Annotated in this window: 12 protein-coding genes; 9 read left to right on the forward strand and 3 right to left on the reverse strand. The window is 63.2% G+C overall.

Features of this window, described 5'->3' with window-relative positions; all coding sequences use genetic code 11:
* Together MFM001_RS24500 and MFM001_RS16150 are read right to left on the reverse strand one after the other, a co-directional pair.
* On the reverse strand, positions 1–1,195 hold a 1,195-nt coding region (locus MFM001_RS24500; RefSeq protein WP_160118021.1), incomplete at its 3' end, for a sigma factor-like helix-turn-helix DNA-binding protein.
* A gap of 1,774 nt (positions 1,196–2,969) precedes the next feature.
* On the reverse strand, positions 2,970–4,121 hold the full coding sequence (locus tag MFM001_RS16150; RefSeq protein ID WP_116376307.1) for an FIST N-terminal domain-containing protein: 1,152 nt from the start codon (positions 4,119–4,121) through the stop codon (positions 2,970–2,972).
* Positions 4,122–4,183: 62 nt separating this feature from the next.
* Between MFM001_RS16150 and MFM001_RS16155 the strand changes: the two genes are divergently transcribed.
* The 8 genes from MFM001_RS16155 to MFM001_RS16190 all read left to right on the forward strand — a co-directional run bounded on the left by MFM001_RS16155 (position 4,184) and on the right by MFM001_RS16190 (position 10,586).
* Positions 4,184–4,426, forward strand: a complete 243-nt coding sequence (locus tag MFM001_RS16155) for a type II toxin-antitoxin system Phd/YefM family antitoxin (RefSeq protein ID WP_116376308.1) — start codon at positions 4,184–4,186, stop codon at positions 4,424–4,426.
* Positions 4,427–4,429: 3 nt separating this feature from the next.
* Positions 4,430–4,858 (forward strand): PIN domain-containing protein, encoded by a 429-nt coding sequence (locus tag MFM001_RS16160; protein WP_116376309.1) that lies wholly within the window; start codon positions 4,430–4,432, stop codon positions 4,856–4,858.
* A gap of 5 nt (positions 4,859–4,863) precedes the next feature.
* On the forward strand, positions 4,864–6,543 hold the full coding sequence (locus MFM001_RS16165; RefSeq protein WP_116376310.1) for a patatin-like phospholipase family protein: 1,680 nt from the start codon (positions 4,864–4,866) through the stop codon (positions 6,541–6,543).
* Positions 6,540–7,937, forward strand: a complete 1,398-nt coding sequence (locus MFM001_RS16170) for a serine hydrolase (RefSeq protein ID WP_116376311.1) — start codon at positions 6,540–6,542, stop codon at positions 7,935–7,937. The genes MFM001_RS16165 and MFM001_RS16170 overlap by 4 nt, the downstream gene beginning before the upstream one ends.
* Before the next feature lie 191 nt (positions 7,938–8,128).
* Complete coding sequence (locus MFM001_RS16175) at positions 8,129–8,422, forward strand: type VII secretion target (RefSeq protein WP_116376312.1); 294 nt, start codon at positions 8,129–8,131, stop codon at positions 8,420–8,422.
* The gene (locus MFM001_RS24900; protein ID WP_238159235.1) at positions 8,423–9,910 is read left to right on the forward strand and encodes a hypothetical protein; all 1,488 of its coding nucleotides are present in this window, start codon (positions 8,423–8,425) and stop codon (positions 9,908–9,910) included. It begins immediately after the preceding gene.
* 47 nt (positions 9,911–9,957) lie between these two features.
* The gene (locus MFM001_RS16185) at positions 9,958–10,287 is read left to right on the forward strand and encodes a hypothetical protein (RefSeq protein WP_116376313.1); all 330 of its coding nucleotides are present in this window, start codon (positions 9,958–9,960) and stop codon (positions 10,285–10,287) included.
* Positions 10,288–10,310: 23 nt separating this feature from the next.
* Complete coding sequence (locus tag MFM001_RS16190; RefSeq protein ID WP_238159236.1) at positions 10,311–10,586, forward strand: hypothetical protein; 276 nt, start codon at positions 10,311–10,313, stop codon at positions 10,584–10,586.
* A 141-nt stretch (positions 10,587–10,727) separates the two neighbouring features.
* Here the strand turns inward: MFM001_RS16190 and MFM001_RS16195 are convergent, their stop codons facing one another.
* Positions 10,728–10,991, reverse strand: a complete 264-nt coding sequence (locus MFM001_RS16195) for a hypothetical protein (protein ID WP_371685551.1) — start codon at positions 10,989–10,991, stop codon at positions 10,728–10,730.
* A 510-nt stretch (positions 10,992–11,501) separates the two neighbouring features.
* Between MFM001_RS16195 and MFM001_RS25235 the strand changes: the two genes are divergently transcribed.
* A complete protein-coding gene (locus MFM001_RS25235; RefSeq protein WP_371685552.1) occupies positions 11,502–11,903 on the forward strand; it encodes a helix-turn-helix domain-containing protein in 402 nt (133 codons plus the stop codon).
* Positions 11,904–12,100 lie beyond the last annotated feature (197 nt).

Raw genomic sequence — 12,100 nt, forward strand, 5'->3', positions numbered from 1 at the left:
CGGCTTGACATAGGAGAAACTCATGACGACGCTCGATCGCGTTGAGCTGGATCAGGTTTAGGTCGTCCAAACGGACGACACCGTACTGGTCAGCCCGCTCGAGAAGCTCTGTTTGCGTCACCTCCCGCGCTGCGGTCATTGTTGGGACTACGCACCACCCGTCTTCTATCTCGTAAGCGTCATCTAGTCGATCGAGCAGGCGCCACGCCGGTTGGCCGACTGAGTCAACGCGCTTGCCGAGCGACGGAACTAGTCTTAGGAGCTCGTCGAGTGGCAGGATCAAACCGATCAGTGTGCGGGTGGCCTCAGCCATGTTGGCAAGTGAGACGTTCTCGGAGATGGTGCTCAGCATCGTGCCGCGCGCCTTGGCCTCAATCTGCCGGACCCGCTCACGCGTCAAGTTGTGGCGGCGGCCAATCTCGTCGAGTGTGACTGCTTCGTCAGCAAAGAGGCGCTCGCTGAGGATTTGAACCGCCCGCGGATCGAGCACCTTCAGTGCTTCGTCAAACAGCGTGGCGACGTCGAGCCCAAGCTGGTCTTCACTGAGTATGTCGATAGCGCTGAGGTCCTTGAGGCGTTGGCGTGCCTTTGCGACCTCATCCGGCATACCAGATGGAAGTTGTGCTTCCAGCAGCCTTTGACTTGGTACACCGAGCGTGACATACCAGTATGCGATCCGGGTGAAGTCATCCATGACGGATGCAAGCCAGCCCGGGACGTTTGATGCGTCATACGCCTGCGAATGAGTACGGGAAAAGCGCTTGTCATTGGTGACCATCGGTGTGGCGACCGACGTCGACGCGTCCGCTAGCGCCTGGAGGATCGCATCGACCGTCCCGACACCGATCTGCCGCCAATCCATCATCGAGTCGAGAGCGACATTGGATAGGTCGGCGGCAAGGACGCAACCCTCCCGACCCAGAACATTGGCGGCTCGGGTCGGCAGTTGGAGTCTCCGTAGCTCGAGGTCGGGCGGAAGGCCAGGGAAGATCTGACCAATCGTCCACCGCGTCAGCCGCTCCATTGCGAGCTCCGAAATCGCGGCAATGCGCTGGCGCCTAATCGTGGCATCTGGGCTATTGGTCGGTTCGTTCCACCACGGGGACGATTCCGGCTTGGTCACCCCCTTCAGCCACGGAAACGCATCGAGCCAAGAGCGAGGCTGTAGGTCATGAAAAGAGCTGTCCTCCGTCATATTGCATTCCCTCCTCTCGGCTATGCGGCTCTTTATAGCGCGACGCTCCGACAGGTAGTCCTGCCGGTGGAGAGGCAGAATCGTTTTGCGGCCCGGAGGTGTTTCAGCCACGGCCTTAGACTCGCAGCAGCCGGTGTTGCCAAGTGCATCCTGCCAACGTGTCCGCCCCGACCGAAGCCAAGTCTCGGCCTCGTCCAGCGACAACTCCCGACCGTCGTGCGCCGTTAAGTACAGATGATCAGGGTTACAGCATCGTTCTTTGCTGCAGTGCCGCCTAACATGAAACATGTTGCCTGGTAATAGGTTCACGCCGCGTCCGTGAGCGACCATCCAAGCCCAACGATGCGGCGCCAACTTCGGAAGATCGCGGTGATGGCGGTCATCACCCCGGGCCCGACAGGCCACGGGGCCGCTGATCGGGGCTAGCCAGCAACCCTCGTCATCTATCTGGCATAGCGCTGCAATTGACGCGAGGTTGTCGTCCAAAACCAGTCGACCACTGTGTTTTTGGCGATCGGCAGTACCGCTTACCGCTAGGGAACTCGTCTCGACGACTGGCGCTACCGAGCCGGACTTTATGACAGCGGCTGCTTCTTCCGCTGTCAATTCTTCCCCGCCCGACAAGCTTGGAAAGAGATGCATTGGGTTGCAGCAGTTTTTGTTAGAGCAACGACGTCGAATCTGAATGAGGTAGCTCGGGACAGAATTCGCAGTATGGCCGTGTGCCACTATCCAAGCCCAACGGTGGAGAGGAATCTTCGGCAGATCGAGAACTGGCCGCCGATCATGAGGCGCCCTGCAACGGACAGCTTTATTTGTCGGCGTAAGCCAACAGCCATTTGCTGTTATCTCACACATCGCTGCTATCTCGTCTAGATCGTCATGGACGACGCGTATCCATGGATCCATTTCTACTTCTGTGTGCATTCCACGTGTGGGTGGTCTCTTTGACAGTGGTGAGACGTGCTTCGGGTTGCAACAGCGCTTCGTACCGCAATCGCGCTGCAATTCGACGGACTTCGCTAGCGCAGGATCGTGTGCATAACCGTTTGCAACTAACCACGCCCATCGACGCAACTTAAACACTGGAAGTTCATCATCAGGGCGAACGTCTCCGGATGCTCGACAACGAAAGCGTCCGGTAATCTCTGGAACCCAGCACCCGCTATCGGCGACGTCGCATAGTTCAGCGAGGTCTTCCAGACAATCGCTTAGGACGATGTGCAAGCGAGTTTGTTTTTTCCCCGTCCCCACGTTTTCCCCTCAGGTTCCAGGGTGAACCACGGCAACCTCCCCCACGGAAGGCGTCGCGCTGTTGCGGCCAGCTATGCGTCCAGCCACGTCCACGACGTACGGCTCAATAGCTGCCAACTTTAGCTTGAATTTGCTGCGATGCAGCAACATTGGGAAAGATGACTCTCGAATTCCCGCCTTTATGAGCGATGCCGGCAGCGACTTCGCGCCGAACGTGGCGTCGTCGTCGCAATCACTTGGGGCACATAGCTGATGCGACGCGTACAGCGCTCGGTCCACGATCACTCCTGTTCGTTCGAGTGGCGTCTCAATCCATCCAGAGGGCATCCGCATTAGCCGGGTGCCTACACGAAGCAGAGGCAGTCTACATATGTGGAAGATAGCGCACTCGCGTGGAACATCTGGCGGTAGGACCGATATCTAGTTTTTGGTTGATGCGGTCGTCGCGACGCGCGGTAGGTAGGCCGCGTGCTGATTAGCCACGGCTCATCCAAACGCCCGCGTCCGCTGCCTTAGCAGGTCATTCGACAAACACCGCCATCGACGCGGTAAATCCATGCAGCGCATTGCGGCCCGCGATCGGGCCGATCTCCCCAGCGGCGAAGAAGCCGGCCAGCGGAATCCCGCCCAGTAGGTCGCTGATCATCGACGCGTCGTGGTCGGCGACCCCGAACATCCGTCGTCCCCGCGCATTACACGTGAACACCAGCGCGCCCACCGGACGCCCCGGCAGCTCCGCCGCAGCACTCTCCATGGTCAATCGCAAGTCCTTCGAAGCCCCGGCCGCGTCGCGCACCTGGAACTGCACCGTCGCGCCGACTTCGACAATCTCGCCGATCTGGATCGCGCCGGTCGATGGGTCGGCGCCGAGCAGCCCGCGAATCATGAAGTCCCCCTGGCGCGGAGCCGCCAGGTGCTCGTCGACCACGATCCCGACCTGCAGGCCGCGACTGACCAATTCCTGCTCGTCGGCCGGCATCCCCGCGACGATCTCCCGCAGCCGCACCAGCGGAGGTTGGCCGCCCAGCTCCGTGATCACTGAGCCATCCGCGCCGGTGACGATGTAGGGATAGCCGATCGGCCGGCAGCCCTGCGACACGATCGGTACGCACCGCACGCCGGGCAGGCGCACGCCGAGCAGGCCGGAGCTCAGCACCTCGTGGTCGCGGAACATCCGGGTATCGCCCCGCCGCCGCGCACCGCTCACCAGCCCGCCCACGACCGTCGTACCCGGCAGATCTGCGTTGAGGTGATCGACGAGCAGGTCGGCCGGGAACGTGTACGGATCCGGCAGCAGCAGGTGCAGATCGTGTGCCGTGCGGTCGAACTGGTAACCAGTGATGAGCGCGCCCGTGTCGGTGCGGATGAACTCCATCTGGAATGTCTCGGCGGTCAGGCCGGACGCCAGCCACACCGCCACCGCCGGCTCATCCTCGATCTCGCGGCGCCCGGCGACGATCGCCTGCGCGATGCACCCGATCAGCGCGTGCGCCTCGACCGTCTCCTGCACCGCCTTGAGTACGTCGACAGCCTGGTCGGTGTGGGCTCGCGATCCGAACAGCACGGCCAGCGACGGCGCCTCACCCGCGAGCTCGTCGCGCGCGTGCGCTGCCGCCTCCGCCGCGGCCCGCCGGGCGTCGGGCGCGGTGGAAACCCCGACTCCGATCCGCACCCTTCCATGATGCGCCGCGCGGGCGGCACACCATTAGGTAGCAGTTCTGCTACCATCGTTCCATGGCCACCATTCCCCAGAAAGAACTTCGCAACAACGTCGGCGAGGTGCTGCGCCGAGCGGAAGCCGGCGAAGAGATCACAATCACCGTCGCCGGCCGCCCGGTTGCGCAGCTTGGCCCGGCCATGCCGAGGCGATGGGTCAGCGGGCCAGCATTGCGCGCGGTCTGGCGCGGACCCGCCCCGAAAACGCTTGGCGCAGACCTCGAACGGTTTCCCGGTTCGATTACCGACCCGTTCGAGTAGCAGATGCGCGCAGTCCTTGACACCTCCGTGCTTATCGGAGAGCAACCGCCTCCGCACGTCGAAGCCGCGATCAGCGTCGCCTCGGTAGCCGAACTCCACTTCGGTGTCCTCGTTGCCGGCGACGACGATGAACGGGCGGTTCGAACCCAACGGCTGGGTGCAATTGAATCCGCGTTTGACCCGTTTCCGATCACGGTAGATATCGCTCGAGAGTGGAGTCGGTTGTCAGCGGCCGTCAGTAACCGGGGCGGCCAGCCGCGGCGTCGCGCAATCGATCTCGTAATCGCTGCGACCGCAAACATTTACGGCGTCCCGCTGCTCACCCACAACACCGGCGACTTTCAGATCATCGGTGATCTCGTCGACGTTCGCCATCCATCGGAGGTTGAGCCGCCTGAGTCGGGAGCAACCTCGACCCGCCGACCAAACTGATCCTCATGCAGATCCCGTTCGCCGACAGGGTGCTCGGTCGCCTCGGCCGCCGCGAGGCCGCGCTCGAGGCCGTCGAGGAGCTCGAGGAAGAGGTCGTCGACTCCGACCTCGCCGAGCTGCCACCGGCCGAGCCGGCCCTGCTGCTGCAGAAGATGGAAAACCGGCTCGTCCGCCACCACCTCGCCAACCCCGACGTGTTGAGCAACGACGAGCTGCGCAAGCTGCGCTACATCCTCAACTTCGCCCGGCTCGCCGACTTCGAACCGGGCGCGGCGGGGCCGGGCGGCAGCCGCGGGCGCGGGGACATCTCCGTCGGCGCGGAAATCGCGCCGTGGCGATCCCGGGTCGCCGACGCGCTGTTCGGACCGCTGCGCGAGGAGCCGGATCCGATCACGGCGCTGACGACGGCACGCGATGCGCTGGCATGTCTGGCCGCTGACCAGGACGACCAACGCCGAGTCCTCATCGAGCGCCACAGCAACGACTTCTCCGCCGCGGAACTGGACGCCGAAGTTGGCTACAAGAAGCTCGTCACCGTCCTCGGCGGCGGCGGGGGAGCAGGTTTCGTCTACATCGGCGGCATGCAGCGGCTGCTGGAGGCCGGCCACGTGCCGGACTACATGATCGGCTCGTCGTTCGGGTCGATCCTGGGCAGCCTTGTCAGCCGGGCCCTGCCGGTGCCGATCGAGGACTACATCGCCTGGGCGAAAACGGTGTCATACCGCGCCATCCTCGGGCCCGAACGGCTGCGCCGACGCCACGGGTTGGCCGGCATGTTCGCGCTGCGCTTCGATCAGTTCGCGGCCGCCATGCTCAGCCGCGAGGACGGCCAGCGAATGCGCATGTCCGAGCTGGCAATTCCGTTCGACGTCGTGATCGCCGGCGTGCGCAAGCAGCCGTATTCCGCGCTGCCGTCACGGTTTCGCCGTCCCGAACTGGCGGCGCTGCAATTGCGGGCGATGCCGTTTCGCCCGATCGGCATCGGTGCACAGGTGGGCGCTCGGATGTGGCAAGTGGCCGCGTTCATCGACCTGCGGGTGGTCAAGCCGATCGTCATCGGCGGCGACGACCCGGCCCGCGACTTCGACGTCGTCGACGCGGCGTCGTTCTCGTCGGCCATTCCCGGTGTGCTGCACCATGAAACGAGCGACCCGCGGATGATCCCTCTGCTCGACGAGCTCTGCGAAGAAAAGGACGTCGCGGCCCTGGTCGACGGCGGCACGGCCAATAACGTGCCCGTCGAACTGGCGTGGAAGCGTGTTCGCGACGGCCGGCTGGGCACCCGCAACGCGTGCTATTTGGCGTTCGATTGCTTTCACCCGCAATGGGATCCGCGGCACCTGTGGCTGGTGCCGATCACCCAGGCGGTCCAATTGCAGATGATGCGCAACCTGCCCTACGCCGATCATCTTGTCCGCTTCGGGCCGACCCTGTCGCCGGCGAACCTGGCGCCCTCCGTCGCGGCCATCGACCGCGCGAGCCGATGGGGGCGGCGAAGCGTCGAGAAGGCTCTTCCGGTGACATCGGCGCTGTTGGAGCCGACGTGGTGGGAAGGTTCGGCACCGCCGGTTGCCGCTGAGCCTGCGACCCGCGCGAAGTCGGTGGCGTCGCCGATGAGCGCGGTGATGGCCGCGATGCAGGTTCCGACGAGTCGCTTTGCGCGGTGGCGAAACCGGTTGACATGAAACTGCGGACGGCTCTTGCTGCTGTTTTGCTAACGCTCGCTGCGGCCGGCTGTGCAGCGCACAAAACAGTAGGCGGCAGCGCGCCGGCAACGCCGACGCCGGCTGGCGGCCCTGACTTCGCGCCAGTCTCCAAGCTGATAACCGATGCGATTACGGCAGAACGGCTACCAGGTGCTGTGGTTGCGATCGGGCATGGTGGAAGTGTCGTCTTCCAGAAGGCGTTCGGCTCTCGCACGCTTGACGGCGAGCCGATGACCGAGGACACCATCTTCGACCTGGCGTCGCTGACAAAGTGCCTCGCAACGGCGACCGCCCTCATGCAGCTTTACGAACAAGGCAAGGTTGCGTTCGACGATCCCGTACAGAAGTATCTGCCCGACTTCAATACGACAAACGACCCGCAGCGTGCAAAGGTGACCGTGCGCATGTTGCTCACGAACACCTCGGGCGAAGGGATAGATGTCAACCTTCAAGACCCGTGGGGACTGGGCCGCGCCGACAAAGCCGAAGGCATTCACCGTGCGCTCACCACGTCGCTACAGTCCGGCCCCGGCGAGGTTTTCCGTTACTCCGACATCAACTACATTCTGCTGGGCGCGCTGCTCGAGAAGGTCACCGGCGAGCCAGAAGATGTCTACGTTCAGCGCAATGTCTTTGCGCCGCTTGGCATGACAGACAGCGGCTATCTACCACCGGCCAAAGCCTGCGGCCCGCACGCGGTGCGAGGAGCGGCGATTGCGTGGGCGCCCGGGCCGCAAGAGCACGCTTGCCCGGCAGGGACATGGAGCACGAGCCTTTTGCCGCGCGTCGCACCGACTGCACTTGACGAGGAAAACAGCGGCGACCCAAGCCAGAATCCCGATTACGGATATCTGCTTCGGGGCACCGTGCATGACCCGACGGCGCGCCGCATGGGAGGAGTAGCCGGGAATGCCGGTGTGTTCTCGACGGCGCACGATGTCGGCATCTACGCGCAGGCCCTGCTCGATCGGCTCGCGGGCCGTCCGAGCGAGTTTCCGCTGAAGCAAGCGACATTGGCGTTGATGACGACTCCGCAGCAGCCCGGACATACCGCTGGGCAAATCGAAGCGGCGAACGAGGCCCGCGCAAAGACAGACCCTCCGCGTTATCCGGCGATCAAGGGGCAAAACCTTTTTGGCTTCGGCTGGGATATCGACACGGCCTATTCCCAGCCGCGAGGCAGGATCTTTCCCGTCGGAAGTTTCGGCAACACAGGCTTTACCGGAACCTCGCTGTGGATGGACCCCGGCTCGGATACCTACGTCATCCTGCTCGCGAACTCAATCCTGATACGAGGCAGTACACCGATCTCGGACCTGCGTGGGGAGGTTGCTACGGCGGCGGCCCAGGGCTTGCACGTTTACGGGAGTTGACGCGCGTCTTTGCGACCAAGGCACGCATATTTCGGCAGTGACCGCCGCCCCATCCGCCACGCCATTCCGTGAACTCTCGATTACTCGTTACAGCTGTCTTTTCGGTGCAGTTCGGCTCCGTGTGCCTGCACACAATTGCGCCCGTCAATTTGTGCATCAGCGATGTAACTAACCCCCGATACAATTCCCTCATGTCCGCGTCCGAGCCGCTGCGCGTCACCGCCGCGGGCTTGCGTGCGTTGGCACAGACCTGCGACACCAACGCTGAAACCTTGACCGTCACCGCCCCAGGCGGCGCCGCGCAGCAGGGGTCCCCCAGTGAAATCGGATCGGCCTGTGCGGCGGTCGACTCTCGATGCAGCGCGGCGGGATCGTCGTTCGCTGGCTGGACCACAGCGTTGGCGGCCACTCTGACGGCTGCTGCCGCGAAGTACGACAGGCAGGACCAGTCCAGTGCCGACCACCTCGCCAATCAGGTTGTGTAAATGTCGTTGCTCGGAGAGGTGCCGACGCTGGAGTGGGTGGAAAACTACACCACCGCTCCGCTATGCGACGCCGGTGCACGCTGGCGGGCCACGGCGAAAACGTGGGACGGGTTTTTCACGCAGCTTGCCCGCGATGTCCAGCGTCCAGGCGGCACCGAATGGACCGGGGTAGGCGCGGACGCCGCGCAAGGTGCCGCCGACAAAGCTCAGTTCGTCGTCCGCGGCGCCTCGAACCAGCTCAACGCCGCCGCCGACACGGCGACGTTCGGCAAGGACCAGCTCGATGGGTTGCGCCTAAAAACCCTGTCGTCCATTCAGTCCGCCCGCGACGATGGGTTCGTCGTCGGCAGTGACCTCTCAGTCACCGACACGAAGCAATATTCGCGCGACGACATTTACGCCGCTCGCGAGCAATACATGCGCGCACAGCAAGCCAAGTCACACGCCGAGGACATCCAAACCCATGCGGCACAGCTCCTCGGGATGGACCGCGAGTACGGGCGAAAGCTGCTCGCGCAAACCGAGGGGTTGGACCAAACCAAGCTTCCCGAGCTGGGTGGCGGTACCGACGGGCACGTGCAGCTCGTCGACGACCACAAGGAAAGTGGCGGCGCCACTCCGGACGGTGACCGCAAGCACAATCAGGAGGAAGCCTTCAAGCAGCTCTACGGGCGCTCTCCGGTCAGCGCGAACGATTGGGAGATGGCGGCTGCCCTGGACCCGCACACCTACAATCCCGACTTCAAAGGCACGCCATCGGAGGTCCGCGTCGTCAAGATCAACCCGGTGCCAGGGCAAGGAGTGGTGCGGGTGTCGCAATGGATTCCGCAACACGATGTCACAAGCTTTCCGCCGAACAAGCGCGACCTCGGCAACAACAGAGGTCCGGACGCACACTTCGACCCTGAGAACACGAAGGTGTCGACGTACATCGACTACGAGCACGGCATCGTGGTGATGCGCCAGAATCCATCCGTGGAAATGAATCCTGATGGCTCGCCGGGTCAGGTCAAGGTTGGCGTTCCTCAGGGCAGCGTCACGCAGACCCCGGATGGAGCGGTACGGATCAAATACGACGCCGGAAACCCGTTCGCTCCGGGCGCTGCGACGAATCCGCAGGGACCGATTGGGGACCATCGCGCAACTGTCAACGGTGATCTGGTCTTTACCCCAGGACCGGGAGGCGTGCACGTTGACGGCACACGGACGGATTACCCGTCGATGGAGATTTATCAGGACATGCCGAACGGCAGCACACACACGGTGCTGATAGACCCGGCGCAGTCGGGAAGCAGCGCGGGACCGGCGTTGAATCTGCCGTTCCACCATGATGTCGGCATTGGGGGACGCGCGTTCGAGCCGTTTGACCGAGGTGGGTGGAATCCTCGCTACGACGTGTCCGCACCGCTGCCGCCCACGCCGTTCGGTCCGGTCACCGCGCCGCCGTCGGTGCCGCCACCACCTAGCGGCGGAGGGGTCTGGGCATGACTGATGAACGAAGACAAACGTCCGTGTCGATGCCGGAAGATGCCCAGATGAGCTTGCCGGACACCGGGGTATGGCGAGTAGCCACTTGGTTTGTACCGGTCACCGTTCAGGTGGTGTTGGCGCTGTCAGCAGGCGCGATGTGGGTGTTGTCGAAAGGTCCGCTTGGTGGGCGTGACTCCTTCGGGTCTCTGGTGCTCACCGGGGCGACCGTTGGTACGGCAATTTCGTTGCTGGCCGGCGGGTACTTGGCGCGGTCGAAGGAACCACCGCGCCGCCGCGCCATTGGTATGAGCATCGCAGGGGCCGGAATTGCCGTCTTCGTCGGCGCGGCCGCCTACGCCTTATGGTTACTGCCGTGGCTGGAGCCCGGCGACTAATGGCTGGCGCACAGGAGTCACCGGTGGCGCCGCGCTACGGTCCGACCGGCTTCGTCGCTGCCCTGGTGACCGTCGCCGTCTTCGCGACCGTCACTTGGGTGTGGACACCGTACGTCTTGTTGTCGCTGTATTCCTTCGGGGTTGCGTCCGCGATTGTATTGCCGGTCGCAGGATTGCTACTGCTGCTTGGCAATAACGCCGCACAGGTTGGACGCGGCATCCTCATCGGGTACCTCGCAACACCGCTCACCGCAGCGATCGTCATCATTCCCGTGGCCGTGTTCGCCTGCGTCACTTGACGTAAGCGGACGAATTGCCAAATCCCGCGCATGGCGGTGCGGGCAGTCTCGATGCATTCGAGAGCGTAATACGAACTACCCCAAGCGAATCCGTCATTGACGGACACCGAGTAGCGATGCTGCCATCACTGGACCGCACGTCTAACCGTAGTAGGCGAAGCTGCATGTAGGCCGGGGTTCGCTCTTGAATGAGGCCAGCTTGTCGCCGTCCATGATGATGGAGCAGGTGAGGTCTGTGTCGCCGCCGTCGGCGGTTACCTCGGACTCCACCTCGTTGTAGACGGTGTACTGCTTTTCCCACGGCAGCGCCACGTTGGTCTCGGTCTGCTCTGGGCCTGCGTTGATCCGGTACCGGATTGTTACGGGTGCGCTACCGCCACTGACCTTCATCACTGCGGTACCCACTGGCTTCCCGGTGGGCGCCGCTGGGGTCAATGTTGTCGTTGCCAGCGAAGTGATTGGAGCGCTATCGGTTTCTGCCACGGGTGTTCCGGCGATCGTGGTGCAACCAGCCGCCATTACGCCAGCCGATACAAAGCTCACGGTCACAGCGGCCGCATAACGCCCAGAGCGCATGCCCGGAGCTTACGACGGCCAACAGCAGTGTCGGGATGGAAACGACGGAAACTCCTCCGCGCTTCAGCCGTTGTGAGCCGTCGCCCGCAGACGAGGCCACAAGCCACAAAGCGCAGAGCAGGCGGCAGTAGTTGCGTCAGTGGTAGCGCTAGGAACGTACTGGTAGACGCTCCATCGTCGTGCCGTCCAGGAGGCGGCGGACCTGCTGCGAGTCCCATTGCTACCTGCTTGGTTGTAGCATCCGCTCCGTCGTATTCCAGTCTGTTGCAAAGAAAATCGTCCGCTCAACCCGTTTATATTCGTTCTGATATACGATGGGCGTCGATCCGAAGCCATCTGATGGCTTGGCACAACTCCGCCGCCGGGAAACGCTATCGAGAGGCAAACATGGATAACAGCGTGTTCTACGACCTCGCCGAAACCCCCGAGGAGGCGGCCAACCTCACCGCGCGCGGCCTGTTGGTGATCGCCATCGAGCAGCGAATCCGGGAAGAAGGATGGACGCAGACCGAAGCTGCCGCGCGTCTTCATGTGACCCAGCCCCGAGTCTCGGATCTGCTGAACGGGAAAATCGACAAGTTCAGTCTTGACGCGCTTGTCAACATGCTCGCACCAGTTGGGCTGACATTCGAGGTCCGACCGGTCGACCGTCCAGCGGTGCGGGTGGCGAAGAAGGTCAAGGGAGTTTCCCGGAACCGTTCAGCCAAGGCCACGTCGCGCAAAGCGCTGAGCAGGCGCTGACGACGACGTCCCCGTCCTCGATGCAATCACTTCTGCCAAACGAATCTGTCGGCCGGCGGTGCGCAATTTGCCCGCCTCTCAGCGACAACTCAAGGCACACAATGGATTTGTCGCTATGAGGCGGGCACATTGCATAGTGGTCCCGGACCGTGACTATTGAGACTGGTGTGACGCGCAGTCGGATTCCGCTGCCGAGC

This window comes from Mycobacterium sp. MFM001, from assembly GCF_003402475.1.
Taxonomy (GTDB): Bacteria; Actinomycetota; Actinomycetes; order Mycobacteriales; family Mycobacteriaceae; genus Mycobacterium.

Excerpts from the sequence above, each read along its gene's own strand:
- MFM001_RS16185 (WP_116376313.1), top strand. The coding sequence starts at position 9,958 with ATGAGCTTGCCGGACACCGGGGTATGGCGAGTAGCCACTTGGTTTGTA.
- MFM001_RS16175 (WP_116376312.1), top strand. The coding sequence starts at position 8,129 with ATGTCCGCGTCCGAGCCGCTGCGCGTCACCGCCGCGGGCTTGCGTGCG.
- MFM001_RS25235 (WP_371685552.1), top strand. The coding sequence starts at position 11,502 with ATGGCTTGGCACAACTCCGCCGCCGGGAAACGCTATCGAGAGGCAAAC.
- MFM001_RS16170 (WP_116376311.1), top strand. The coding sequence starts at position 6,540 with ATGAAACTGCGGACGGCTCTTGCTGCTGTTTTGCTAACGCTCGCTGCG.
- MFM001_RS24900 (WP_238159235.1), top strand. The coding sequence starts at position 8,423 with ATGTCGTTGCTCGGAGAGGTGCCGACGCTGGAGTGGGTGGAAAACTAC.
- MFM001_RS16160 (WP_116376309.1), top strand. The coding sequence starts at position 4,430 with ATGCGCGCAGTCCTTGACACCTCCGTGCTTATCGGAGAGCAACCGCCT.
- MFM001_RS16155 (WP_116376308.1), top strand. The coding sequence starts at position 4,184 with ATGGCCACCATTCCCCAGAAAGAACTTCGCAACAACGTCGGCGAGGTG.
- MFM001_RS16165 (WP_116376310.1), top strand. The coding sequence starts at position 4,864 with ATGCAGATCCCGTTCGCCGACAGGGTGCTCGGTCGCCTCGGCCGCCGC.